At 69.4% G+C, this 23,255-nt stretch carries 15 protein-coding genes; 6 read left to right on the top strand and 9 right to left on the bottom strand.

Features of this window, described 5'->3' with window-relative positions; genetic code table 11:
• Positions 1 to 37: 37 nt before the first annotated feature.
• Entirely contained in the window at positions 38 to 1,678 is a 1,641-nt protein-coding gene (locus ACZ4Z3_RS10450) for a peptide ABC transporter substrate-binding protein (RefSeq protein ID WP_468500587.1), read from the bottom strand.
• A gap of 715 nt (positions 1,679 to 2,393) precedes the next feature.
• Here ACZ4Z3_RS10450 and ACZ4Z3_RS10445 point away from each other — a divergent pair.
• Positions 2,394 to 2,726, top strand: coding sequence for a hypothetical protein (locus ACZ4Z3_RS10445; RefSeq protein ID WP_468500586.1), 333 nt, complete (start codon positions 2,394 to 2,396; stop codon positions 2,724 to 2,726).
• Positions 2,727 to 2,824: 98 nt separating this feature from the next.
• On the opposite strand, the gene ACZ4Z3_RS10440 is transcribed toward ACZ4Z3_RS10445, so the two are convergent.
• From ACZ4Z3_RS10440 to ACZ4Z3_RS10410, 7 genes are all read right to left on the bottom strand, one after another.
• Entirely contained in the window at positions 2,825 to 3,967 is a 1,143-nt protein-coding gene (locus ACZ4Z3_RS10440; protein ID WP_468500585.1) for an ABC transporter ATP-binding protein, read from the bottom strand.
• A 14-nt stretch (positions 3,968 to 3,981) separates the two neighbouring features.
• Positions 3,982 to 5,043: an ABC transporter ATP-binding protein gene (locus ACZ4Z3_RS10435; protein ID WP_468500584.1), complete on the bottom strand. Its 1,062-nt coding sequence runs from the start codon at positions 5,041 to 5,043 to the stop codon at positions 3,982 to 3,984.
• Between the two features lie 15 nt (positions 5,044 to 5,058).
• Positions 5,059 to 6,036: an ABC transporter permease gene (locus tag ACZ4Z3_RS10430; protein ID WP_468500583.1), complete on the bottom strand. Its 978-nt coding sequence runs from the start codon at positions 6,034 to 6,036 to the stop codon at positions 5,059 to 5,061.
• Between the two features lie 98 nt (positions 6,037 to 6,134).
• Positions 6,135 to 7,928 carry an ABC transporter substrate-binding protein gene (locus ACZ4Z3_RS10425; RefSeq protein WP_468500582.1) on the bottom strand — a complete coding sequence of 598 codons (1,794 nt, stop codon included), beginning with the start codon at positions 7,926 to 7,928 and terminating at the stop codon, positions 6,135 to 6,137.
• Between the two features lie 102 nt (positions 7,929 to 8,030).
• Positions 8,031 to 9,077: an ABC transporter permease gene (locus ACZ4Z3_RS10420; protein ID WP_468500581.1), complete on the bottom strand. Its 1,047-nt coding sequence runs from the start codon at positions 9,075 to 9,077 to the stop codon at positions 8,031 to 8,033.
• A gap of 471 nt (positions 9,078 to 9,548) precedes the next feature.
• Positions 9,549 to 11,456, bottom strand: a complete 1,908-nt coding sequence (gene typA / locus ACZ4Z3_RS10415; RefSeq protein WP_468500836.1) for a translational GTPase TypA — start codon at positions 11,454 to 11,456, stop codon at positions 9,549 to 9,551.
• A gap of 310 nt (positions 11,457 to 11,766) precedes the next feature.
• The gene (locus ACZ4Z3_RS10410; protein ID WP_468500580.1) at positions 11,767 to 14,094 is read right to left on the bottom strand and encodes an ABC transporter family substrate-binding protein; all 2,328 of its coding nucleotides are present in this window, start codon (positions 14,092 to 14,094) and stop codon (positions 11,767 to 11,769) included.
• 339 nt (positions 14,095 to 14,433) lie between these two features.
• Here ACZ4Z3_RS10410 and ACZ4Z3_RS10405 point away from each other — a divergent pair, with 339 nt between their 5' ends.
• From ACZ4Z3_RS10405 to ACZ4Z3_RS10385, 5 genes are all read left to right on the top strand, one after another.
• Complete coding sequence (locus ACZ4Z3_RS10405) at positions 14,434 to 14,724, top strand: hypothetical protein (protein ID WP_468500579.1); 291 nt, start codon at positions 14,434 to 14,436, stop codon at positions 14,722 to 14,724.
• 60 nt (positions 14,725 to 14,784) lie between these two features.
• On the top strand, positions 14,785 to 15,621 hold the full coding sequence (locus tag ACZ4Z3_RS10400) for a hypothetical protein (RefSeq protein ID WP_468500578.1): 837 nt from the start codon (positions 14,785 to 14,787) through the stop codon (positions 15,619 to 15,621).
• Positions 15,622 to 15,640: 19 nt separating this feature from the next.
• Positions 15,641 to 17,578 (top strand): fumarate reductase/succinate dehydrogenase flavoprotein subunit, encoded by a 1,938-nt coding sequence (locus ACZ4Z3_RS10395; protein ID WP_468500577.1) that lies wholly within the window; start codon positions 15,641 to 15,643, stop codon positions 17,576 to 17,578.
• A 22-nt stretch (positions 17,579 to 17,600) separates the two neighbouring features.
• Entirely contained in the window at positions 17,601 to 18,377 is a 777-nt protein-coding gene (locus ACZ4Z3_RS10390; protein WP_468500576.1) for a succinate dehydrogenase/fumarate reductase iron-sulfur subunit, read from the top strand.
• 109 nt (positions 18,378 to 18,486) lie between these two features.
• The gene (locus ACZ4Z3_RS10385) at positions 18,487 to 20,358 is read left to right on the top strand and encodes a hypothetical protein (RefSeq protein WP_468500575.1); all 1,872 of its coding nucleotides are present in this window, start codon (positions 18,487 to 18,489) and stop codon (positions 20,356 to 20,358) included.
• 13 nt (positions 20,359 to 20,371) lie between these two features.
• On the opposite strand, the gene ACZ4Z3_RS10380 is transcribed toward ACZ4Z3_RS10385, so the two are convergent.
• Entirely contained in the window at positions 20,372 to 23,203 is a 2,832-nt protein-coding gene (locus ACZ4Z3_RS10380) for a SpoIIE family protein phosphatase (RefSeq protein WP_468500574.1), read from the bottom strand.
• Positions 23,204 to 23,255: the final 52 nt, after the last annotated feature.

Genomic DNA, 23,255 nt, shown 5'->3' with positions numbered 1-23,255 from the left:
GGTAGTGGGCGGGCTCCGGGGCGCCCGCCCGGACGGCTCAGCCGACCTTGATCTGGTCGTACACGGGCACGCTGAAGGGGTTCAGGGACACGTTGGACAGCCGCTCCGAGTAGCCGGCGCTGCCGTTCTGGTACCAGAGCGGGATGGCGGCCATGTTGTCCCGGACGACCTCCTCGGCCTGCTGGAACTTCTCCACGGCCTTTGCGGTGTCCTCCTCGGCGTTGGCCTCGTCGACGCGCTTGTCGAAGTCGGCGTTGATCCACTTGCCGTCGTTGGAGGAGGCGTTGGTGTAGTACAGCGGCTGGAGGAAGTTCTGGATGAGCGGGTAGTCCATCTGCCAGCCGGCGCGGAACGGGCCGCTCATCTTCCGCTGGGTGATCTGGTTGCGGTAGTCGGCGAAGGTGCCGACCGGGTTGCCGACGCACGCCTGGTCGTTGTCGAGGGCGTTGTTGATGGAGTTGCAGACGGCGTCGACCCACTGCTTGTGGGAGCCTGTGTCCGCGTTGTACGTGATCTTCACCTGGCCGCCGGGGAGGCCGCCGCCCTCCTTGATCAGTTTCTTGGCCGCGTCCGCGTCGTACTCGCAGGCGTCACCGCACAGGCCCTCCTTGTAGCCGCCGTCCTCGCCGAGCACGGGTGAAGTCCAGTCGGTGGCGGGAGTACGGGTCTTCTGGAAGATGGTGTCGGTGATCTGCTCGCGGTCGATCGCGCGGGACAGGCCCTCGCGGACCTTCTCCGAGCCGGGCTTGTTCCAGGCCGGGTCGTAGAACGGGAAGGACAGCGTCTGGAGGATGCCGGCCGGGGTGTTGATGTACCGGTTGCCGAGGTCGGCCTGGACGTTCTTCAGCTGGGCGGCGGGGACGTCGTCCACGAGGTCGAGGTTGCCGGCCATCAGGTCGGTGTAGGCGGTGTTGTTGTCCGTGTAGACCTTCAGGTCCACACCGCCGTTCTGGGCCTTGTCCCCGCCGGGGTAGTCGTCCCACTTCCGCACCGACAGCTGGGAGCCCTTGGTGTACGAGTCGACGGCGTACGGACCGTTGCCCACGGGCTTGCTCAGCCAGGCGTCGTGGTCGGTGAAGAACGACTGGGGCAGCGGGGCGTAGGCGTTGTAGCCGAGGGTGTCGGGGAACGTCGAGAACTTCTGCGTCAGCGCGACGGTGAACGTCCGGTCGTCGACGACCTTCAGGCCCGAGAGGGTGTCGGCGGTCTGCTTGCCGCCGTCGTCCGGGTGGGTCTTGTCGTAGCCCTGGATGTACTCGAAGAAGTAGGCGTTCTTCTGGTTGTTCTTCAGACTGGCCCCGTAGTTCCACGCGTCCACGAAGGACTTGGCGGTGACCTTCTCTCCGTTGCTGAAGGTCCAGCCGTCCTTGACGGTGATCGTGAAGTTCTGCGAGTCCGTCGTCTCGATCTTCTCGGCGAGCATGTCCTCGGCCTCGCCGGTCTTCGGGTCGTACTGCTTCAGCCCCCGGAAGATCATCGAGAGGACCTTGCCGCCCTGCACCTCGTTGGTGTTGGCCGGCTCCAGCGGGTTCTGCGGGTCACCCCAGGAGGAGCTGAGCACCGCGCCGCTGTCACCGCCGCCGCTGCTGTCGCCGCCGTCCCCGCCGCCGCAGCCGGTCGCGGTGAGCGCCACCGCGACCGCGCCCGCGGCCCATCTGGCATGCGTGGCTCCGCGCATCGAGTGCCTCCTCTCGAGTGATCCCGTTACCGGTCAATATCGGCGGACGGCACACATCGCGCACGTTCGCGGGGGCCGTACGAGTACGGGGGGCAAGGGCAGAACCGATGGACGAACGGGCCGGGTTCAGTAACCCGAGCCCAGCAGGAATCGGCGATCGAGCACACCGGCGGTTTCAACACAACCGACTCGGCTCACTGCACACAGCCCACTGAAACCAACCTCAAATGTTGATCAGAATTCAGTGGACACCGCGCCACCGGCTCACTTTGTTGGCATGATCGCAGCCGTTGGGAAAATGACCCACCGCAACGAGTCCGGATATCCCGCGACCGAGGAGTTCCGCTGTGCGCAATTCCAGAAGCAGAATTCGTCCCTGTTACTCGCCCCGACACTTGCCATTGTGGTTATGGGTGGTGCCAGCCCGGCCATGGCGGAGACGTCCACGCCAACTGCACGAAGGGGAAGAAGGTCAAGTCGACGCTGCTGACCCCTCGCCGTGTGGGCTGACACGTCTGGGAAAAGTGACGTGACTCGGCGAACACACATCGCCCTGAGTCTCGTGTCGGCGGCCACCCTCTTCTCTCTGACTGCCGCCTGCTCGGCGTCCGGCCCATCGGCGCATTCATCCCCACGGCCGTCCCATGACAGCGGCCAGGGTCGCGAGGCCGATACTTCGCCCGTCAAGGACGTGGATCCGGTGAGTCCACCGGAGATGGACGAGACAGAGATCGTGGCTGCCGAGCGGGGAAAGACCCACGGGAATGGACTTGTTCGTTTCCGCGGAGGAAAAAAGGGTGACGCACTGATCGTCGCAGTGCGATGCCAAGGAAAGGGAAAGATCAACGTTCGGGTGAGACCGGTCGATGTTTCCTTTCCCTTGGAGTGCCTCGACGAGGAAACGGCTACGACCTATAACCAGGTCGGTGTCCCTGGAACTGAGAAGCAGGGAACCATCTCGGTTCGAGCGCCCGCCACCGTCCACTGGTCCCTGACGGTCGGCCGTGGTGCAGCAGCCGAAGCGGCCGGCGCTGGAACGGTCGGCTGACCGTAGAACCGTCCAAGCGCGAAATGCCGGTGCTCCCGGTGCCCAGGAAGAAACTCCTGCGCACCGGGAGCACCGGCCATGCGTTCGGCGGCTGCCGATCAGCCCTGCGCGGGCTTCGACTCGGCGTCGTCGGCCGTGTCCTTCTCCAGCGCCTTCAGCGCCGGGTCGAGCACGACGTCCTCGGCGCGGGCCTCCGTGGTGGGGTCCTCCGGGAAGTGGCAGGCCGTCAGGTGGCCGTCGCGGTTGCCGGAGAGCTGCAGCAGCGGCGGCTCCTCGCTGGCGCACTTGTCCTGCGCCTTCCAGCAGCGGGTGCGGAAGCGGCAGCCGGACGGCGGGGAGATCGGGGAGGGGACGTCGCCGTAGAGGCGGATCCGCTCCTTGTCCCCGGCCTCGTCGTCGACCGCGACCTCGGGGACCGCGGAGAGGAGGGCGTGGGTGTACGGGTGGCGCGGCCGGTTGTAGATGGAGTCACGGTCGCCGACCTCGACCACCTTGCCCAGGTACATGACCGCGACGCGCTGCGAGAAGTGCCGGACGATCGCGAGGTCGTGGGCGATGAACAGGAAGGCGATGCCCAGCTCCTGCTGAACCTTCTGCAGCAGGTTCACCACCTGCGCCTGGATCGACACGTCCAGCGCGGAGACCGGCTCGTCCGCCACGATCAGCTTCGGGTTCAGTGCCAGGGCGCGGGCGACGCCGATGCGCTGGCGCTGACCGCCGGAGAACTCGTGCGGAAAGCGGTTGTAGTGCTCCGGGTTGAGGCCGACGAGCTCCAGGAGCTCGCGGACCTTCTTCTCCTGGCCGCCCTCGGGCTCGATCCCGTTGACCTCCATGGGCGACTTGATGATGGAGCCGACGGTCTGCCGCGGGTTCAGCGAGGAGTACGGGTCCTGGAAGATCATCTGGATCTCGGACCGCACGGGTGCCAGCTGCCTGCGCGAGGCGTGGGTGATGTCCTGGCCCATGTAGCTGATCTTGCCGGCGGTCGGCTCCAGCAGCCGGGTGATCAGTCGGCCGGTGGTCGACTTGCCGCAGCCGGACTCGCCCACCAGGCCGACGCTCTCGCCGACGCCGACGGTCAGATCGACGCCGTCGACGGCCTGCACGGCGCCGACCTTGCGCTTGATCGGGAAGCCGCCGTAGATGGGGAAGTGCTTGGTCAGCCCCTGCACCTCGAGAAGGGTCTCCGTCGAGGTGTCGGTGGGGCCCTGCTGTGCGGGGAGGGTGAGGTTGTCGCTCATGATCTCGGTTCTCCCTAGCGCAGCCGGGGCTGGATCTTGTCGATGAAGATGGTCTGCTTCTGCTCCGCGGTCAGGTGGCACGCGGCGGCCCGGCCGTCGGCGAGCGGCGGACGGGTGTCGCTGCACAGCGTGCCGGCGACCTCGTCCTTGAACGCGCACCGCGGGTGGAAGCGGCAGCCGGGGGGCGGGTTGAGCAGCGAGGGCGGCGAGCCGGGGATCGGCGTCAGCATCTCGTGGATGTCGCCGTCGAGGCGCGGCATCGAGCTGAGCAGGCCCCAGGTGTAGGGGTGCTGGGGCGTGCGCAGCACCTCCTTGACGCTGCCGCGCTCCACCGCGCGGCCCGCGTACATCACCAGCAGGTCGTCGGCCATGTTGGAGATGACGCCGAGGTCGTGGGTGATGAAGATGATCGCGGAGCCGAACTCCTGCTGGAGGTCCTTGAGCAGGTCGAGGATCTGGGCCTGCACGGTCACGTCGAGCGCGGTCGTGGGCTCGTCGGCGATCAGCAGGTCGGGGTCGCACATCAGCGCCATGGCGATCATCGCGCGCTGGCGCATACCGCCGGAGAACTGGTGCGGGTAGTCGTCGAAGCGCACCTTCGGCTGCGGGATGCCGACCTTCTCCAGCATCTGGATGGCCCGGTCCTTGGCCTCCTTCTTGGAGGCGCCGCGGTGCTTCATGAACGGCTCGGACAGCTGCCGGCCCACCGTGTAGTACGGCGACAGGGCCGTCAGCGGGTCCTGGAAGATCATCGCCATCTTGTTGCCGCGGAGCTGCTCCAGCTCCTTGTCGGTGGCGGTGACGAGTTCCTGCCCGTCGAGCAGGATCTCACCGTCGATGGTGCTGGTCCGCGGGTTGTGCAGGCCCAGGATCGACAGGTTGGTGACGGACTTGCCGGAGCCGGACTCACCCACGATGCCCAGGGTCTTGCCGCGCTCGACATCGAAGGAGAGCCCGTCGACGGCCTTGACGATGCCGTCCTCGGTGGAGAACTGCACCCGCAGGTCACGGACCGAGAGGAAGCTCTCGGGCCCGGTCGGGGCCGGGGCGTCCTCGGTCTTGGTCAGTGTGGTCACGGTGGTTCGTTCTTCCTAGGAGAGCCGGACGCGCGGGTCGATCCAGGCGTACGCGATGTCGGTGAGGATGTTCACGATCAGGATGAAGAAGGCCCCGAACATCATGACGCCCATCGTCAGGGGGAGGTCCCTCGTCATGGCGCCGTTCACGGCCAGGCGGCCGATGCCCTGCAGCGAGAAGGTGAGTTCCGTGACCACGGCGCCGCCCAGCATGGAGCTGATGTCGATACCGAGGACCGTGACGATCGGGATGAGCGAGCCGCGCCAGGCGTAGCGGAAGAAGACGTACTTCTTCGTCATGCCCTTGGCCCGAGCGGTGCGTACGTGCTCCTCGGCGAGTTGCTCGATCATGGAAGCGCGTGCCATACGCGTGTACTGCGCGGTGAAGATCGTGGCCATCACGACGACCGGGATGGACATCCCGACGAACCAGCCGACCGGGTCCTCGCTGATGGGGACGTACTTGGGGTCCTCCATCCAGCCCGTGCTGTAGACGAGGACCGTCAGCGCGATCGGGCCGAGGAAGTAGATCTGGAAGGAGCTGAGCACCATCGACGAGCCCGTGGCGAACTTGTCGAGCGTGGAACCGCGCCGGTAGGCGGAGATCATGCCGGCACCCACACCGAAGATCAGGAAGCAGATCGTGCCACCGGCGGTCAGCGTGAGGGTGGTCGGGAAGCGGTCCAAGATCGTGTCCCAGACCATGTCGCCCGAGTAGAACGACTGGCCGAGGCACGGGGCGGCACAGTGGCCGTCCGGGAAGTCACGGCCCATCACGATGCCGGACATGAACTGCCAGAACTGCGTGGCGACCGGCAGATTGAGGCCGAGCGCCTCGCGGATGTCCGCGATCCTCGTCGGGGAGCAGTCCCTGCCACAGGCCAGAGAGGCGTAGTCGGACGGCCCGGCGATGAAGAGGAAGAACGTGACGGCGCCGATCAGGAACAACGTGACGACGGCACCGGCCAGGCGCCGGATGATGAACTGAAGCATGGCGGGGAGGCTGCTCTCTGCAGAGAGGGTGGACGGTTTCACGGAACCGCGGGGATGCGCTCCGCCTGGTGCGCACCCCCGCGATCAGCCGTAGGGAGTTACGACTTCAGGAACAGGTTGTTGACGTCGATGTAGCTCGACTCGGTGCTGTAGCGGGCACCGCCGATGTTCGAACCGTAGAGCTGGAACTGCTTGGCGTACCACAGCGGAGCAGCCGGGTTGATCTTCTCCAGGATGTAGTGGTGCGCCTCCTGCCAGGTCTTCTGGGCCGCGGTCGGCTCCTCGGAGAGGGCCTTCTTGATCAGCTCCTGGACCTTCGGGTCGTTCACGTGCGAGTAGTTCGGCGAACCGTCGGCGATCTGGTCACCGTCGTAGATCGGGGTGACGACCGTGCCCGCGGACGGCCAGTCCTGGCCCCAGCCGGTGACGTAGATGTCGTACGGGTTCTTGACCTTGCCGATCTGCTCGTAGAAGCTCGCGGCGTCGATCTCCTTGCCGACGACCTTGATGCCGACCTTGGACAGCGCGTCCTCGAGGGCGACCTTGCGCTTCTGCTCGTTCTCGCTGTTGCGGTAGGCGAAGACCAGCTTCTTCTCGGACGCCGGGACGTCCTTCAGGAGCTCCTTGGCCTTCTCGATGTTGCCGGACGGCGTCTTCAGACGGCCGTACGGGTCGTACTTGGCCTCGTAGCCCGGCAGGGTCGGGGCGAACAGGTTCGGGGCCGGGTCGCCACCGTAGGCGCCACCCTCACCGGCGATCAGCGACTTGGAGTTCACCGCGTAGGTGACGGCGTCGCGGACCTTCTTGTTCTTGACCCGGTCCAGGTTGAAGTTCAGCACCATGACGTAGGGCTGGTAGCCCTTGATGGTGCGCTTGTTGACGGCCGGGTCGGTGATGACGTCCTGGATCTGGGTGGACTCGACGCTGCCGGTGAACTGGATGGCGTTCTTGGAGGCGCCCTGGTCCGCGATCAGACGCTTGGTCTGGGTCGACTCGGTGACACCGAAGTCGAAGTTCCAGCCGTCCACGTACTGGTGGCGCACGGAGTCGGTCTTCGGGTCCCACTGGTCGTTCTTGACCAGCTTGAGGGCCTTGCCGACCTTGTACTCGGAGATCTTGTACGGGCCGAGGGAGACCGGGGCCTTGTCGTACTTCTCCTTCGTGTCGGTCTTCTCCGGGACGATGGAGTAGCCCGACATGGCCAGCATCTGCGGCAGGTCCGGACGCGGCTGGTCGAAGTGGAAGACGACCGTCTTGTCGTCCGGGGTGTCCAGGACCGAGGCCGGCAGGTGCTTCTTGCCGAAGCCGCCGTCCTTCAGCGCCTCGCGGTACTTCGGACCGCTCAGCCAGGTCTGCAGGTAGTTCGGGCCGTCGAAGATGAACTCGGCGTACATGCGCTCGACGGTGTGGCGGACGTCGGCCGAGGTGATCTCGTTGCCGTTCTGGTCCTTGATGCCGTCCTTGAGCGTGTACGTCCAGGTCTTGCCGCCGTCGGACGACTTGCCGGCGTCGGTGGCGATGTCACCGACGACGGACATGTTGCCCTTGCCGTCCTCCTTGAAGTTGGTCAGCCCGCGGTAGATCAGGTTGGCGACCTGGCCACCGTCGGAGACGTAGATCTGGCCCGGGTCCAGGTGCGAGAGACCCGCCTCCTGGTAGACCTCGATGGTGCCGCCGCTCTTCGCGCCGGCCACCTCCGCTGCGGGACCCGTCGACGCGGCGGCGTCGGCGTAGGTGATGGCCTTCGACTGCTGGGCGGCCTGCTTCTGGTCCTTCTTGGAGTCGGTCCCCGAGGTGTTGCCCTTGTTCTCCGAGCACGCCGTGAGCACGAGGGAGCCGGCCGCGACGGCGACCACTATGGCGCGCGCTCTGCGCGAGGTGAGCGACTTCATGACGGTGTATGCACCTACCTGTCGTTTGTTATCCATGAGTACTGCCTGACGCGGCTGGTAGGCCGACGCGGGGGCGGCAGCCACCCCCCACCAATGGACGATTCAGCGCCCGGACTTGGGGTCGAACGCATCCCGTACGGAGTCTCCGAGGAGGTTGAAGCACAGGATGAAGATCACCAGCGCGAGGCCCGGGAAGAACATGAACGCCGGGTCCTGCTCGGCGTACTTGGCGCCGGCGGCGAACAGCCGTCCCCAGTCCGGGGTGGGCTCGACGAAGCCGACACCCGCGAAGGAGAGGAACGCGATGGTGAGGATTGTGCTGGGCAGCTGATACGTGAACTGCACCAGGATCGGCGAGACGACGTTCGGCAGGATCTCCTTGCGGACGATCCGCCACGGCGAGGCGCCGGACACCTTGGCCGCCTCCACGAACTCGCGCTCGCGCAGGGAGAGCACGGTGGAGCGGACCAGGCGGGCCATACCCATCCAGCCCAGCAGCCACAGCACGATCAGGATCGCCACCGCCCGGAAGTAAGTGGGGGTTTCTTCCTCCGGGTCGACGAAGAACGCCGTGACCACGGGCATGAAGGCGATGAAGAACAGCTGCTGCGGGAAGGCGAGGAAGAAGTCGGTGACGCGACCGATCCAGTAGTCGGTGCGACCGCCGAAGTAACCGCCGATGAGACCGATGATGACGCCGGTGGCCATCAGGAGCACGGTCACGCCCAGTGCCATGTACAGCGAGGTGCGCATGCCGTACATCAGCATGGCGAACAGGTCACGGCCGTACTGCGGCTCGACACCGAACCAGTGGTCCCCCGAGACACCACCGAAGTAGCCGAGCGGCAGACCGAAGTCGTCCAGGATCGGGTTGGTGTCGACATACGTCGGGTCCTGCCCGTACAGCGTGTACGGGTTGGTCCCGCTGAGGGCCGTCATCAGGGGCGCGCACAGGGCGAGGACGAAGTAGAAAATCACTACCCCGGCGCAGATCATGCCGGTACGGTCACGCCTGAAGCGCTGCCACATGAGCTGGCCGGGGGAACGGCCCTCAAGGGTCTTGGGCTTGTCGACCTCGGAGGTCGCCGCCAGTTCGGGGTCCAAGGCGACCGCGGGCCCTGAGCCCTCGGCCTTGGTTGGACTGGTCATGTGTGTTCTTCCCCCGGGGGGTTGGAGAGTTGAGCGCAGCACAGATCCGGCTACCGGCGGGTTCTGCGTTTTGGGGGAACTTTCGCCAAGTGAGTCAACGCGCGTCAAGGGCGGAAGGCATAGGGATCTCCCTACCGTCCATATTTTGAGCAAAAATTGCAAAGATTGACATCTGGTCGCGCTTGACAGGTGAGATGAGATTCCGGCTAATCGGACATTCGGTGAAGGATTTTTGTTTACATGTCCGAAACTTGATCGCCGGAACACCGATATGCGAACAGTGCTTCACGGGCACATCGACAGCCCGCGGAGGGGTTCGGGTCGTGAGGCCGACCTTCCCCCACCGCTCCTTCACGAGTGGTCCGGGAGCCCCGGTCCCTTCACAGGCTCTCCCCAAGTGCGGGCACACCGCAGGCCCGGTCCGCCGCTGGGCGGTGGACCGGGGCCTCGGGGACCGCGGATGACGGTCTGTCAGCCGTGCTTGGCGCGGCTGGCGGCGCGGGCGCGCTCACGGGCGTCCAGGTTGACCTTGCGGATGCGCACGGCCTCCGGGGTCACCTCGACGCACTCGTCGTCCCGGCAGAACTCCAGGGACTGCTCCAGCGAGAGCTTGCGGGGCGGGACGATGGACTCGGCGACGTCAGCGGTCGAGGACCGCATGTTCGTCAGCTTCTTCTCCTTGGTGATGTTGACGTCCATGTCGTCGGCGCGGGAGTTCTCACCGACGATCATGCCCTCGTACACCTCGGTGCCGGGCTCCACGAACAGCACACCGCGCTCCTGGAGGTTCGTCATCGCGAACGCGGTGACGGCGCCGGAGCGGTCGGCGACGAGCGAGCCGTTGTTGCGGGTCTGCAGGGTGCCGAACCAGGGCTCGAAGCCCTCGTGGATGGAGTGCCCGATGCCCGTGCCGCGGGTCTGCGTGAGGAACTCGGTACGGAAGCCGATGAGGCCGCGCGAGGGCACCACGAACTCCATGCGGACCCAACCCGAGCCGTGGTTGGACATGTTGTCCATCCGGCCCTTGCGGACACCCATGAGCTGCGTGACGGCGCCCATGTGCTCCTCGGGCACGTCGACCGTCATGCGCTCGACCGGCTCGTAGGTCTTGCCGTCGATCTCCTTGGTGACCACCTGCGGCTTGCCGATGGTCAGCTCGAAGCCCTCGCGGCGCATCTGCTCGACCAGGATGGCCAGCGCCAGCTCACCGCGGCCCTGCACCTCCCAGGCGTCGGGGCGCTCGGTGTCCAGCACGCGCAGCGAGACGTTGCCGATCAGCTCGCGGTCGAGGCGGTCCTTGACCTGGCGGGCGGTGACCTTGCGGTCCTTCACGGCCGCCTTGGCGTCCGCGCCCTTGCCGGTGCCGCCGCGGCCGACCAGCGGGGAGGTGTTCGTACCGATGACCATGGAGATCGCGGGCTCGTCCACCGTGATGAGCGGCAGCGCGACCGGGTTCTCCACGTCGGCGAGGGTCTCGCCGATCATGATGTCGGGGATACCGGCGACGGCGCAGATGTCACCGGGGCCCGCCTTCTCGGCCGGCTTGCGGGTGAGCGCCTCGGTCATCATCAGCTCGGAGATGCGCACGTTGGTGACGGAGCCGTCGCGCTTCATCCAGGCGACGGTCTGCCCCTTCTTCAGCTCGCCCTGGTGGACGCGGAGCAGCGCGATACGGCCGAGGAAGTTGTCGGCGTCGAGGTTGGTGACGTGGGCCTGGAGCGGCGCGGCGTCGTCGTACGTCGGCGCGGGGATGTGCTCCAGGATCGTCGAGAAGAACGGCTCCAGGCTGGTGGAGTCGGTCGGGACGGTGCCGTCGGCGGGCTTGGTCAGCGAGGCGACGCCGTCACGGCCGCAGGCGTAGACGATCGGGAACTCGATCTGGTCCTCGTCGGCGTCCAGGTCCAGGAACAGGTCGTAGGTCTCGTTGACGACCTCGTCGATCCGGGAGTCCGGGCGGTCCGTCTTGTTGATGCACAGGATGATCGGCAGCCGCTGCTGGAGCGCCTTGCGCAGCACGAAGCGGGTCTGCGGCAGCGGGCCCTCGGAGGCGTCGACGAGCAGCACGACACCGTCGACCATCGACAGACCGCGCTCGACCTCGCCGCCGAAGTCGGCGTGGCCGGGGGTGTCGATGATGTTGATCGTGATGGGCTCCCCGCCGTCCTTCGGGTGGTACTTGACCGCCGTGTTCTTGGCGAGGATCGTGATGCCCTTCTCACGCTCCAGGTCGTTCGAGTCCATCATGCGGTCGTCGACGGAGTCGAGCTGGTGCGCGGCGAAGGCACCGGCCTGCTTCAGCATGCCGTCGACGATGGTCGTCTTGCCGTGGTCGACGTGGGCGACGATGGCGACGTTGCGGATGTCGTGACGTGTGGTCACAGCCATGTTGCGGCGTTCTCCCGGAGTGTGAGGACGGCCCTGCTGCGTACGTCTGTGTTACGCGGGCCCTGCCGGGCTGGACACGCCACGGCCTCACCCCATGGTACGGGCCCCCGACGGCAGGAGCTCCCCGGGCCGGACGGCCCTGGCTCCGCCGCAGGTCAGACCCTCTTGACGGCCTCCGATCACCGCATGTGGTGCCTCGATGGCGGCCCGCCCGGCCGTGTCGACGAAGCCCGTGTCCCCTACGGCCGACCGCCGCCCCGCGTCGTGCGGGGCGGCGGTCGGAACGTACGTGGAGGGTGATCGCTCACTTGCGGGCGGGGCTCTGCGACGCCCTCGGGTCCTTCTTCAGGAAGCCCATGTCCTCGTAGACGGGGGTCTGGAAGCCGAAGGCGCCGGCGTTCGCCAGGTGCGGGCGGGCGGCGTAGAGCTGAGGGCGCTGGTAGAGGGGGATCGAGCCGGCCGCGGCCCAGATGCGGGCGTCGGCCTTGCGGATCAGGGAGCGGGTCTCGGACTCGTCGAGGGTGGAGATCGCCTGGTCGAAGAGCTGGTCGACCTGGTTGGTGCCGACCCGGGTGTAGTTCTGCTCGACGCTCAGCGAACCGTCGGCCGCGGGGACCGGCTTGGCGTAGATCGGGCGGGCGTCGGTGGCGGGGAACGCGGAGGTGGGCCACGAGTACAGGGCGAGGTCGTACTGCCCGTTCGCGACGTGGTCCTTGAAGTAGCTGTCGTCGGCGACCTTGGAGATCTCCGTGCGGATGCCGACCTGCTCCAGCATCACCGCGATCCGCTCGCCGACGGTGCGCAGGGACTCGGTGCCCGGGCCGGACGGCAGGACGAAGCGGAGGGTGAGCGGCTTGCCGTTCTTTGCGAGCGGCGCCCGCGCGGCGTCGCCGGGGGCCCGCGTGCCGCGCGGGGCGTAGGCGCCGGGGGCGTTCTCCTTGCCGTCCCGGGCGAGCGGGCTGTCGTCGTCGGTCTCGTACGGCTTGTTGTCGTCGCCGACGACGTAGGTGTCCTCGTCGCCGGTCTTCTTGTCCGCCTTCTTGTCCGCCGCCTTCTTGTCAGCCTTCTTGTCCGCCGCGTCGTCCGACTTCTTCTCCGTCTTCTTCCCGGGCTTCTCCTCCTTCGACCCGGCGGTCTTCTCGCTCTCCGCCCCGGCGGCCTTCTTGGTCTCCCGGAGCGGGCCGCCCTCCTCCCAGCCGGCGTCGGCGAGGAGGGCGCGGGCCTCGTCGGTGTCCTGACCGCCGAGGGCACCGCTGCTGTCGGCGTAGGCGGCCTGGCCGGAGAGGGCGAGGTGGCTGCCGACCGGGACGGCGGGCAGGCCCAGCGGCTTCAGGACGAGGGCGGCGAGTTCCTCGCGGTCGAGGGCGCGGGCCACCGCGCGGCGGACGCGCTCGTCGGCGAGGGGTCCGTCGGCGCCGTTGAGGGCGAGCTGGGTGAAGGCCGGTTCGAGGGAGCGGCGCACCTCGAAACCGCGCAGGGCGGACTGCTGCGCGGTGTACTCGGCGAGCGCCGCCCGCCGCTTCTTCCGGGCGCCGGCCTCCTTGCCTGCGGCCTTCTCGTCGGAGCCGTGCGCGATCGCCCAGGACCGCAGCGACTGCGCGGGCGTCAGCGCGGCGCCGGGCCCCTGGACGAGGATGCCGCCGGCCCCGGCGAGGGGACCGCCGAGGCCCTGCGCCGCCCCCCGGACGCCCGGAGAGCCCTGCGGGGCGGCGGAGCCGCGGGGGCCCGCCGAGCCCTCGGGGCCCCGGGCCTCCTTGCCGGCCAGCATGACCCGCTGCGCCTGGGACGAGTCGATCTCGGCGATGTCCACCTCGCCCTTGGCGAGCGCCTCGGCCCGTTTGTCGCGGGGGACGGCGCGCAGCACCAGTTCCGACAGCTTGGCCTGGCGGCCCCACCAGCGGGGGTTGCGGGTGAGGGTGACCTTGCCGCCCTTGCGGTCGATGTCCTTGACGGCGAAGGGGCCGGCGGTGACGTTGAGCTTCTTGCGGGTGCCGTCGTTGAAGGCGTCGGGGGTGCCCGTCACCTGCTTGGGGTAGAGCGGGGAGAACAGCGACTTCCAGTCGGCGTAGGGGCGGGCGAAGGTGACGCGGACCTCCAGGTCGTTGGCGCCGCGCTCGACCTTCCCAATGCGCTCGTAGCCGGCGTTCCTGGCGGTCCAGTACGCGGAGTCCTTGCCGGACAGGGCCCGCCACTGGGCGACGAAGTCGGCGGCGCCGATCTCCCGGCCGTCGCTCCACACCGCCTCCTGGTGGAGCTTGTAGAGCACGACCTGCCGGGGTTCGCGTTCGACGATCTTCGCGGACTCCAGGTAGTCGGTGTCGACCTGGGGCCGTCCCCTGGCGTCGAGGCGGTACATCGACGGCAGGACGGCGTCGGCGACGCGCGCGCTGGTGGGGTCGGCGTCCGCCTGGAACGTGTTGAACGTCTCCGGTACGGCGTCCACGGCCCAGCGCAGGGTGCCGCCGTCGGCGATCCGGTCACGGGCGGCCGGAGCGATGTCGGGGCCGGCCGTCGGCCTGCCCGCGGGGTCCTCCTCGCCGCAGGCCGCGAGCAGGGGCGCCGCGAGCACACCCGCGGTCAGGAAGGCGACCGAGCGCATCACCGCACGCGGTCCGACGCCGTGGTGGGACATCACTGCTACCTCCGGAGGACCGCACCCTCCACCAGGAGGGCGTTATGATCACTTTTGGGTGCATATGGAGCTGATCACATCTACGGCCACACACTGAAGAGGAAAGGATTCACCGACCTAGGGAGACACGGCGACGGGGAGTGAAAAGCCACCCGTGCGGCGCAATGTGCCGTAGGTGATCCCCGGCGCATACCGAGCGCGCATGGGCGCGCGGAGGAGGCCCGCAATCCGCCAATCGATGCACATCCCTTCCCAGCGCAACGTGTGACGCGCAACACTCGCAGGCGCATGAACGTTGCCGCCTCGGTCCTCGACGATCCGCGGAAGTGAGGGCAAGTCATGTCCGTGCAAGAAGAACTGACATCGATCCAGCGCTGCCTCGACGACCTCTACCGGTCGGTGGGACGCCTGGAACAACAGATCGGCAGCGGCGGGCTCGACATGCGCCGTGTCCGCGCCGACGCCGATCACCTGCGCGAGAGCGTCGCACTGCTGCGCGAGGGGGCCGTCGCCCGCTCGTCGGCCAAGCACCCCGAACTCGTCCCCATCCCCGACACCCCGTACGACGACTCGCTGTGGACGGACTCGGACGACGAGGGACTCGGCGCCCGCGACCGCCGCGCCCCCTGACCCCGGGCACCCGGCACGCCGAGCGCCCGACAACCGAAAAGAACCGACCGGGAGTCCCCGTTGGCCACTGGTACGGAACCTCCAGGCACCGAACCCCATCCCCAGCGCGGCGGCGTGCACAGCGGTACACGCGCCGCGATCACCGCACCGCATCTGCGGACCGACCGCTGGTGGCTGGCCCCGGCCGGCACCGCGGCCGGTCTGCTCGCCTTCATCGTGTACTCGACATGGCGGGCCTTCTCGGACGCGCACTACTACGCGGCCCCCTATGTCTCGCCGTTCTACTCCCCGTGTCTGGCGGAGCGCTGCGAGCCGATGCACGCGGGGCCCAACTGGGAGATCTTCGGCAGCTGGTGGGGCATCTCACCGGCGATCATCATCCTGATCTTCCCGTTGGGCTTCCGCCTGACCTGCTACTACTACCGCAAGGCGTACTACCGCGGCTTCTGGGCGTCCCCGCCAGCCTGCGCGGTGGCCGAGCCGCACAAGAAGTACACCGGTGAGACCCGCTTCCCGCTGATCCTGCAGAACATCCACCGCTACTTCTTCTACGCAGCGATCGTCGTCGCCGGGATCCTGACGTACGACACCGTCCTCGCCTTCCGCGACGAGAACTACGAGTGGGGCCACATGGGCCTCGGCACACTCGTCTTCCTGGTCAACATCGTGCTGATCTGGGCCTACACGATCTCCTGCCACTCCTGCCGGCACATCGTCGGCGGCAAGCTCAAGCACTTCTCCAAGCATCCCGTGCGCTACCGGATGTGGCAGTGGGTCGGCAGGCTCAACGCACGCCACATGCAGCTGGCCTGGGCGTCCTTGGTGAGCGTGGCGCTCGCCGACTTCTACGTGTATCTGCTCGCGTCCGGCGCGTTCGACGACCCGACCCTCTTCTGACGACAAAAAGGTGCTTGAGATGTCCGTGGTCGAACGACAGGAGTGGGACGTCGTCGTGGTCGGCGCCGGCGGAGCCGGGCTGCGCGCCGCGATCGAGGCCCGCGAACGGGGCGCCCGTACGGCGGTGATCTGCAAGTCGCTGTTCGGCAAGGCCCACACGGTGATGGCCGAGGGCGGCATCGCGGCCGCCATGGCCAACGTCAACTCCGGTGACAACTGGAAGGTCCACTTCCGCGACACCATGCGCGGCGGGAAGTTCCTCAACCAGTGGCGCATGGCCGAGCTGCACGCCCGCGAGGCCCCCGACCGGGTGTGGGAGCTGGAGACCTGGGGTGCGCTGTTCGACCGTACGAAGGACGGCCGGATCTCGCAGCGCAACTTCGGCGGGCACGAGTACCCGCGGCTCGCACACGTCGGCGACCGGACCGGACTGGAGCTGATCCGCACGCTCCAGCAGAAGATCGTGGCGCTCCAGCAGGAGGACCACAAGGAGACCGGGGAGTACGAGTCCCGGCTGAAGGTCTTCCAGGAGTGCACGGTCACCCGGGTCCTCAAGGACGGCGGCCGCGTCTCCGGGGTCTTCGCCTACGAGCGCGAGTCGGGCCGCTTCTTCGTCCTCGAAGCGCCTGCCGTCGTCATCGCCACCGGTGGCATCGGCAAGTCCTTCAAGGTGACGTCGAACTCGTGGGAGTACACGGGCGACGGACACGCGCTGGCGCTGCTCGCGGGGGCGCCGCTGCTGAACATGGAGTTCGTGCAGTTCCATCCGACGGGCATGGTCTGGCCGCCGTCGGTGAAGGGCATCCTCGTCACCGAGTCGGTGCGCGGCGACGGCGGGGTCCTCAGGAACTCCGAGGGCAAGCGGTTCATGTTCGACTACATCCCGGACGTCTTCAAGGAGAAGTACGCGCAGTCCGAGGAGGAGGGCGACCGCTGGTACGAGGACCCCGACCACAACCGGCGGCCCCCCGAGCTGCTCCCCCGTGACGAGGTGGCCCGCGCCATCAACGCGGAGGTGAAGGCGGGCCGGGGCTCCCCGCACGGCGGGGTCTTCCTGGACGTGTCCACCCGCATGCCGGCCGAGGTGATCCGCCGCAGGCTGCCCTCGATGTACCACCAGTTCAAGGAGCTGGCCGACGTCGACATCACCGCGGAGGCCATGGAGGTCGGCCCCACCTGCCACTACGTGATGGGCGGCATCGCCGTCGAGTCGGACACGGCTGCGGCGCGCGGGGTGCCCGGGCTGTTCGCGGCCGGGGAGGTGGCCGGCGGGATGCACGGCTCCAACCGGCTGGGCGGCAACTCCCTGTCCGACCTGCTGGTGTTCGGCCGCCGGGCCGGGCTGTACGCGGCCGAGTACGCGACGGGCCTCGCCGGGGCACGGCCCCCGGTGGACGACGAGCAGGTCGACGCGGCCGCCGCCGAGGCGCTGCGCCCGTTCTCCGCCGAGGGCGAGGGCCGGGAGGAAGGGCAGCCGCCGGAGAATCCGTACACCCTGCACCAGGAGCTCCAGCAGGCCATGAACGACCTGGTCGGCATCATCCGCCGCGAGGGCGAGATGGAGCAGGCCCTGGAGAAGCTGGCGGATCTCCGGGTGCGGGCGCGCCGGGCCGGGGTCGAGGGGCACCGGCAGTTCAATCCGGGCTGGCACCTCTCCCTGGACCTGCGGAACATGCTGCTGGTCAGCGAGTGCGTGGCACGGGCCGCGCTGGAGCGCACCGAGTCGCGCGGCGGCCACACCCGCGAGGACCACCCGGCGATGGACCGCGACTGGCGCCGGCTCAACCTGCTGTGCCGGCTCACCGACCCGACGGGCGGGCTCGCGGCCACCGACCCCGTCGCGGGCCAGATCTCCCTGACGCGGGAGACCACCGATCCCATCCGCCCGGACCTGCTCGCCCTCTTCGACAAGGAGGAGCTGGTCAAGTACCTCGCCGAAGAGGAGCTGTACGAGTGAGCAGCCACGAGGAGCCACGGTCATGAGCGGCTACACGGCCCACTTCAGGGTGTGGCGGGGCGATGTGAACGGCGGCGGCCTGGAGGACTTCAAGGTCGAGGTCAACGACGGCGAGGTGGTGCTGGACATCATCCACCGCCTCCAGGCGACCCAGACCCCGGACCTCGCCGTCCGCTGGAACTGCAAGGCCGGCAAGTGCGGTTCGTGCTCGGCGGAGATCAACGGCCGTCCCCGGCTGATGTGCATGACCCGGATGTCGGTGTTCGACCGGGACGAGACGATCACGGTCACGCCCCTGCGGGCCTTCCCCGTCGTACGTGACCTGGTGACGGACGTCGGCTTCAACTACCAGAAGGCCAGGGAGGTTCCGGCGTTCGTACCGCCGGAGGGGCTCGGCCCTGGTGAGTACCGGATGATGCAGGAGGACGTGGACCGTCCGCAGGAGTTCCGCAAGTGCATCGAGTGCTTCCTGTGCCAGGACACCTGCCATGTGGTGCGCGACCACGAGGAGAACAAGCCGGCGTTCGCGGGCCCTCGATTCCTCATGCGGGTGGCGGAGCTGGACATGCATCCGCTGGACGCGGCCGAGGAAGCCGGCCTGGACCGCAAGCGCACCGCGCAGGACGAGCACGGCCTCGGCTACTGCAACATCACCAAGTGCTGCACGGAGGTCTGCCCCGAGGGCATCCGGATCACGGACAACGCGCTCATCCCGTTGAAGGAGCGGGCCGTCGACCGCAAGTACGACCCGCTCGTCTGGCTCGGCTCGAAGATCAGGAGGCGCTCCTCGGCGGACTGAGCGCCGCCGCGGGGGCGCCGCGCAGGACGCGGAGCTGCCGGGCCGCGTCCGGGACGTCTTTGCCTCCTCCCGGTCGCGACCTGGCGGGTCCGGCCATACGCTCCCAAATGTGACGTCGCGTTCGAGGAGTAACCGGTCGCGCGGCGCCACGTCGCACATAGGGGTGCGGGTGGCGCACGCCGCGTTCGGCGGGATGACCGCCTTGGTCTGGCTGCTGCTGGTCCCGGTGACGGACTCGCCGGACACGGGCCACCGGACGCCCCCGGCGGCGGCCGCGTCCCCGGCGGCCGCCGAGTGGTCCACGGGGTCCTCGGGGTTCGCGGACATCGACCCGTCCCCGTTCCCGGTCGGCGTCCGGCGGGCCGTGGCCGTCGGGGCGGGCGACGCGGCGCCCGGTGACGACGAGAGTTCGGCGACGGAACTGATCCTGCCGGTCGCGGTCGCCGCGGTGGTCGCCGGTTTCGCCGCGTACTCACTCGTCCGGCGCAAGCGACGCGCGGCGCTGCGGACGACGCCGACCGAAACCTTCGCAGAACATCTGCCCCCGCTGCCGGACCTGCACCAGCGGGGTCGCCGCCTGCTGGTGGAGACGGACGACTGCGTCCGTACCGGCGCCGAGGAACTCCGCTTCGCCGTCGCCCGATCCGGCCCCGCGGCGGCCCAACCCTTCACCGACGCCCTGGCGGACGCGCGCCGCGAGGTCGAGGCGGCCTTCCGGCTCCGGCAGCGGCTCGACGAGACCACCGGCACGCTGCCGCCGGACGAGGAGCGGGCCCTGCTGGAGGAGATCCTCGCCCGCTGCACGATGGCCCAGCGACGCCTCGACATCGCCGCCCCCGCCTTCGACCAGCTCCGCGCCCTGGAACGCGACGCGGTCCCGGCCCTGCAGAGCGCGGAGGCCCGCTTCCGCGAGCTGACCGGCCGTACGGCGACGGCGGCCGCCACCCTCGCCGGGCTCCGTGCGCGCTACGCCCCCGACGTCGTCCTCCCCGTCGCCGGCCACGCCGAACAGGCCGAGGACCGGCTGGTGTTCGCGACGGCCGAGCTGAACCGGGCCCGCCAGTTCACCTACGTGGGCGACCCGCTCACGGCCGCCGTGCATCTGCGGGCCGCCGAGGGCGCCATCGACCAGGCGGACGTCCTCGTGACGGGGGTGGAGCGGCTCGCCGCGGAGGTGGCACGCGCCGCCGGCGCGACGAAACAGGGCGCGCCCGGCGAGGGCACGTACGCCGACCCCCTCGACGCCCTCTGCCGCGAGGACCGCTGGCTGCTGCCGGCCCGCAGCGCGGTGGCCACCACGAGGGACTACATCACGACGCACCGCGGAGCAGTGGGAGCAACGGCGAGAACCCGCCTCACGGAAGCGGAACACTGCGCGGCCACCGCCGAGGCGGCGGCACTCCGGGAGGGGCCCACGGGAGCGGCGTGGGCGGAGGCAGCCGGGACGGATGGGGTCGGCGGGGCCGAGGGGGCTGAGGCTGGCAGGGCCGAGGGGTCCGGGGCTGGCGGCGCCGCGGGGGATGGGGGCGGCGGGGCCGAGGGGTCCGGGCTCGGCGGGACCGAGAGGGCCGACGCGGTGGCGTCTCCGGGCGACGAGGGCGCCGGGGCGGGCGCGGCCGGCCAGGCGGCACCCCCGGACGACGGGAGCGCCGAGGAGGGCGCGCCCGGCCAGGCGGCACCCCAGGGCGATGTGGCCGCCGCCGTGGAGACCGCTGATGTCGAGAGCGCCCGGCGTGCCCACTCCCTTGCCCGGGAGGCGTGGCGGTTGGCCGAGCGGGACGTGCGGGAGTACGGCGAGCCGTACGAGGGGCCGGTCGGCGACGGGATGGCCGGGGCGCTGCTGGGCGGCATCATCCTCGGGGACACCCTGGAAGGCGGCCGGATCACCCCACGGGGCCCGGCCTGCTTCGGCGGCACGGCGACCCGCGCCCGCAGGGCGGCGAGCCCCGGCCAGGCCGCGGGGCCGGAGGCTCTCCCGTGAACCGGGGGCTCCCCTAGAACAGGCTCAGCAGCGCCTCCGCCGGGTCCGTGAGGGCGCCCTCTTCTCCGGGGAGCGGCAGTTCGAACCACACGGTCTTGCCGCGGGGCGTACGACGGGAGCCCCACGCCGCGGAGAGCAGGCCCACGAGTTGCAGGCCCCGGCCGCCCTCGTCCGTGTCGCGTGCGCGGCGGCGGCGCGGCTGGACGAGCCCGGCGTCCCAGACCTCGCAGACGAGGGTCCTGTCGAGGAGCAGCCGGAGCCGTATCTCGCCCTCGCCGTAGCGCAGCGCGTTGGTGACCAGCTCGCTGACGAGCAACTCGGCCGTGTCCACCAGGGGTTCGAGGTCCCAGCTGAGCAACTGGCCCCGGGCGTACTCCCGGGCGCGTCCCACGCTGCGCGGCTCACGGGGCAGGGTCCAGTCGCCGACGGAGTCGGAGGGCAGTCCCTGGACACGTGCCATCAGCAGCGCGATGTCGTCCTCGCCGTGATGGGTGTCGAGGGTGTTGAGGACGTGGTCGCAGACGTCCTCCAGCGATCGGGGGCCGTCGGAGCGCCCAGTCGGCGGTTGGGCGGGGTCGGTGAGGGCGCCGACGAACGCCTGGAGGCCCTCGTCGAGGGGATGGTCGCGTGATTCGACCAGTCCATCCGTGTAGAGCGCCAACAGCGCGCCCTCGGGCAGTTCGACCTCGACCTCCTCGAACGGCTCACCGCCGACGCCGAGCGGCATGCCGGGCGGCACGTCGAGCATCAGCGCGCTCTCGCCGGGTTCGACCAGCACGGGCGGCAGATGGCCCGCGTTGGCGAAGGTGCAGCGCCGGGTGACCGAGTCGTAGACGGCGTACACACAGGTCGCGAGGTACACCTCGGAGAGGTCCTTGTCGCGGGGCCGGCTGGCGGCGGTGCGGGAGGCGGACTGGACGCCGCCGGGGTTGCCGAGGCCGCGGGCGATCTCGTCGAGCGCGGAGAGGACCTCGGCGGGTTCCAGGTCGAGCAGGGCCAGGGTGCGCACGGCCGTGCGGAGTTCACCCATGGCGACGGCGGCGCGCAGGCCCCGGCCCATGACGTCGCCGACGACGAGTGCCGTGCGGTGGCCGGGGAGCTCGATGACGTCGAACCAGTCGCCGCCGACCTCGGTGGCCGCGTTGCCCGGCAGATAGCGGCAGGCGATGTCGAGGCCGGAGGCCTCGGGGTCGCCCGGCGGCAGCAGGGAGCGTTGCAGGATGAGGGCGCGTTCGTGTTCGCGCCGGTAGAGGCGGGCGTTGTCGATGCAGACGGCGGCGCGGGCGGCCAGCTCGACCGCGAGGGCCCGGTCGCGTTCCCCGAACGGTTCGCTGCCCTTGGTGCGGGAGAACTGCACGAGCCCGACGACGGTGTCGTGGGCGACCATCGGCACGGCGAGCGTCGACTGGATGAGGTTGCCCTCTTCGGGGACCTGCTGGGGGCGGGCGGTGCGCAGGGCGTCCGCGCAGGGCGAGTTGAACGGGTAGTGGTGGACCGCGCCGACGCGCACCGGGGCGGGCCCGCCGACGAACGGCGCGTCGGAGACGGCGCTGGCGAAGGCGACACGGCGCAGTTCGGCGCTGCCGTCGGCGAGTCCGGGCGGGGTCTCGTCGCCGACGAGGAGGCCCTGGTGGAGGTCGACGGTGGCGAGGTCGCAGAAGTTGGGGACGACCACGTCGAGGAGTTCGCGGGCGGTGGTCTCCAGGTCGAGGGAGTTGCCGATGCGTGAACCGGCCTCGTTCAGGAGGGCGAGATTGCGCCGTGCGGCGGCGGCCTCCCGGGCGGCGGCGCGACGGGCCGTCACATCGATGCCGAGCCAGGCGATGCCGATGGGGCGGCCGGTGCCGCTGTGCACCCGGTAGAGGTTGACGGACCAGTGGCGGCGTTCCTCGGAGCCGGGCACGAACCCGGAGATGTGCATGTCGGTGATGGAGTCACCGGTCTCCAGGACCCGGCGCAGGGTCGCCTCGACCCGCTCGGCCTCCGGGGACCGGAGGTAGTCGTGGACGCCCCGGCCGCGGTGGTCGTCGACGTGGCCGCCGTAGATGGAGGCGAACCGCTGGTTGGCGCGCCGCACCCGCAGGTCGGTGTCTATCAGCAGGAAGCCGAACGGAGATTGGCCGAATATCGCCTGCGAGGCGGCGAGGTCGGTCTCGATGCGGCGCAGCGTGCGCACGTCCACCACGATGCACACGGCGGCCCGTTCACCGCCCTCGACGGTGGTCGGCATCACATAGACCTCGGCGAGCCCCTCGATCCCCTCGGGGCCCGGAACCCGAAAGGGCACCACTCCGGTCCACTCGCGGCCGTCGAGGACCTCGGCCATCTTCCGCTGGCCCTCTTCGCGCCGGTCGGGGTCGACGAACGCCTCGATGGGGTCCATGCCCACGGCCCGTGCGGCCGAGATCCCGAACAACTGCTCGGCGCGCAGGCTCCACTGGTCGACGAGACCGTCCGGGCCGATGGAGAACGAGGCCACCTTGATGTAGTCGTACATCGATCCGGGCGGGCTGGTCTGCCACATCGGGTCGCCGGGCCCCTGACCGGCCAGGACACCGGCGGCCGCGACGGCGCCGGCGGCCCGACCCCCGGCACCCGCCGGACGGCCGGCCGACGGTCGGCTTCCGGACGCCGGCCGCTGGGCGTCGCCGCCCGCCTCGACGGAAGCGCTTACGCCCTCGCGCGTGACGTCGTCGCGTGTGGCGCGGCCCAGGCCGGGATCGCCCGCGGCCTCGGGCCTCGCGCGGTCCGTCGGGCCCTTCGGCTCCGTGGACTCCGTGGCCTTCGCTGGTATCTCGCTCACGCGAACCGTCCCCTCCAGCTCACCGCGTCCGGCTTCGGTCACCAGGGGCGGCTGCCCGCAGTATCCAGCACTACGGCGCCGCGCAACACGGTGT

It is taken from the genome of Streptomyces sp. NPDC030296 (assembly GCF_055572815.1).
This window is presented reverse-complemented; position numbering and strand designations above follow the sequence as displayed.

Excerpts from the sequence above, each read along its gene's own strand:
- ACZ4Z3_RS10440 (WP_468500585.1), bottom strand. The coding sequence starts at position 3,967 with ATGAGCGACAACCTCACCCTCCCCGCACAGCAGGGCCCCACCGACACC.
- ACZ4Z3_RS10425 (WP_468500582.1), bottom strand. The coding sequence starts at position 7,928 with ATGAAGTCGCTCACCTCGCGCAGAGCGCGCGCCATAGTGGTCGCCGTC.
- ACZ4Z3_RS10445 (WP_468500586.1), top strand. The coding sequence starts at position 2,394 with ATGGACGAGACAGAGATCGTGGCTGCCGAGCGGGGAAAGACCCACGGG.
- ACZ4Z3_RS10450 (WP_468500587.1), bottom strand. The coding sequence starts at position 1,678 with ATGCGCGGAGCCACGCATGCCAGATGGGCCGCGGGCGCGGTCGCGGTG.
- ACZ4Z3_RS10430 (WP_468500583.1), bottom strand. The coding sequence starts at position 6,036 with ATGCTTCAGTTCATCATCCGGCGCCTGGCCGGTGCCGTCGTCACGTTG.
- ACZ4Z3_RS10395 (WP_468500577.1), top strand. The coding sequence starts at position 15,641 with ATGTCCGTGGTCGAACGACAGGAGTGGGACGTCGTCGTGGTCGGCGCC.
- ACZ4Z3_RS10420 (WP_468500581.1), bottom strand. The coding sequence starts at position 9,077 with ATGACCAGTCCAACCAAGGCCGAGGGCTCAGGGCCCGCGGTCGCCTTG.
- ACZ4Z3_RS10410 (WP_468500580.1), bottom strand. The coding sequence starts at position 14,094 with ATGTCCCACCACGGCGTCGGACCGCGTGCGGTGATGCGCTCGGTCGCC.
- ACZ4Z3_RS10405 (WP_468500579.1), top strand. The coding sequence starts at position 14,434 with ATGTCCGTGCAAGAAGAACTGACATCGATCCAGCGCTGCCTCGACGAC.
- ACZ4Z3_RS10390 (WP_468500576.1), top strand. The coding sequence starts at position 17,601 with ATGAGCGGCTACACGGCCCACTTCAGGGTGTGGCGGGGCGATGTGAAC.